Source organism: Flavonifractor sp. DFI.6.63 (genome assembly GCF_024462255.1).
Lineage (GTDB): Bacteria > Bacillota > Clostridia > Oscillospirales > Oscillospiraceae > Lawsonibacter_A > Lawsonibacter_A hominis.
The window spans coordinates 1-2,131 of sequence record NZ_JANGBE010000065.1 but is presented as its reverse complement, the minus strand read 5'-3'; the positions used below and the strand labels follow the sequence as shown (position 1 = coordinate 2,131).

Annotated in this window: 2 protein-coding genes; both read right to left on the bottom strand. The window is 50.6% G+C overall.

Going from position 1 to position 2,131, the window contains the following annotated elements:
* Positions 1–791, bottom strand: a 791-nt coding sequence (gene istB / locus NE547_RS17830) for an IS21-like element helper ATPase IstB (RefSeq protein ID WP_256176611.1), incomplete at its 3' end; no start/stop codon positions are given.
* Positions 788–1,990, bottom strand: coding sequence for an IS21 family transposase (gene istA, locus NE547_RS17825; protein WP_256176610.1), 1,203 nt, complete (start codon positions 1,988–1,990; stop codon positions 788–790). The genes istA and istB, both read right to left, overlap by 4 nt.
* Positions 1,991–2,131 lie beyond the last annotated feature (141 nt).

Genomic DNA, 2,131 nt, shown 5'->3' with positions numbered 1-2,131 from the left:
TGTCCCTGCTCAAAGAGGGTATTGACAATGTGCTGCTTCTGCTTCATATATTCTTTACGTTCTTTCAGCCGGTAGCTCTCGCCCTTGATATTGACGACGGTACAGTGGTGCAGAACACGGTCGAGGATCGCAGAGGCGATGGTGACATCGGCAAAGACTTCGTTCCATTGAGAAAATGTCTTGTTGGAAGTGAATACTGTTGAGACCTTCTCATACCGTCTGGCAATGAGTTGAAAGAACAGGTTCGCACCCTGAATATCCATTGGAAGATACCCGATTTCGTCGATGATGAGCAACTTGTATTTGCCCAGAGTTTTGAGTTTATCAGGCAGACGGTTTTCATAATGCGCTTTTTTTAGTTGCTCAATCAGTGTGTGGCAGTTGATGTAGTAAGTGGAAAAGCGATGCCGGGCAGCGACCATTCCAAGCGCTGAAGCCAGATGAGTCTTGCCCACGCCGGGCGGGCCGAGGAAGACGATATTTTCTCCATTTTCCAGAAAACGCATGGTGGCCAGCTCCTCGATCTGTCGCTTATCGATGGAGGGCTGGAAACTGAAATCAAAGTCCTCCAACATCTTTTTGATGGGGAAGCCCGACATCTGTACCTGTTTTTCATAGGCCCGTCTACGTTTGCTGAGTGCCTCCTCGGCAAAGATGTGGTCGAGCACCTCCACGATGTTAAGCTCGTCCTTTACCGCTCTCTCGAGATAATTGTCCAGTATCTCCAGCGTGTTTTTCATCTTGAGGCTTTCAAGGTTCTCCCTGAGGCGTTCCATCGTCAGCTCCGTCATAACAGCACCTCGTCATACCGACTCAAATCATGTGGCTGAATGGGAAAGTCGATGATGTTGTCACCGTCCAGCAGCGTGTTTTCGATGTTGAAAGACTGTTTGACAGTCAGCCTGCGGTAGTGATGAGCATTGACGACCATATCCTTTTTCTGATAGGATATCCGGTGCAGGGCGATTTGCTTTCCTTCGTGGTAGGCGGCGAGCAGGTTGTCCAGTGCTACGACTGCCACATCTTTGCCGGCGTATTCCGATGGCACGGAATACTGATTACCGCCGTACGAGATGAGGCAGTCTTTTTGCACCCGACGCGGATTGATTTTGTCAATGATATACTCATGCTTGAGAGGGTTGAGGCCCTCTTTTTTTAGTCTCTCGAAAGGAACCTCATTTGTTGTGGCATGCACCTTTCCATTGACCTTGTTGCACCAGGCCAGAGCCTGGCCGTTAAGATCGTCCAGGGAGTTGTACCGGATGCCAATCATAAAATTGTCCCGGACGAACTGTACCGTGCGCTCGACCTTACCTTTTGTCTGGCCCCGGTATGGCCGGCACAGCACAGGCTTGAACCCATAGAAGCCAGCAAAGTCCTCGAATTGCCGGTTTAGAGTGCTGTCCTCCTGCTTTAGCAGCCGCTTGATGACAACCCGCTTCATGTTGTCGTACAGGATTTCTTCGGGATAGCCCCCAAAATACCGAAACGCGTTGGCATGACAGCGAATTAGCGTATTTGTGCTCATATCAGTCACAAATTCTATGTACCGTGCCCGCGAGTACCCCAGAATGAACAAGAAACAGTACAGCTTCTTCAGCTTCCCGTCCTCCAAGACAGTGTGATCCTCGAAGAATGCCCAGTCCATCTGCCCTTGCAGCCCCGGCATTGTCTCAAACCGTACCGTTGCCTTCTCGTCCAGTTGTTCCTTTTTGTTGCGTACATACTCTCGCACAATGCTGTGCCCGCCGTCGAATCCCTGCTCCCGGATCTTTTCCAGAATTCGTTCCGCCGAGTACGGTGCTTCTTCCAGCCATATTGCGATCTGCTCCTTGTACGGGTCCAGCTTTGACGGCTTCGCCGCGCTCAGACTGTACACCGGCCGCGTTTCGCTCTGAGCGTACTTCTTTGCCGTCCTTGGGTCAATGTTGTACTTGCGCGCGATCTCTGTGTAGCTGAGTCCTTTTTGCCGGTCGCTACGGATATCCATCCAGTTTGCTCCTTCCATTTTGACACCCTTTCCGCCTCTACTACGACAGGCAGATGCGAGTGTACCATATTGCATTCCTCTCAGCTGCAAACCTACATTTTTTGACCGGCGTTTTCTTACATTTTATCATTGGCGCTGACA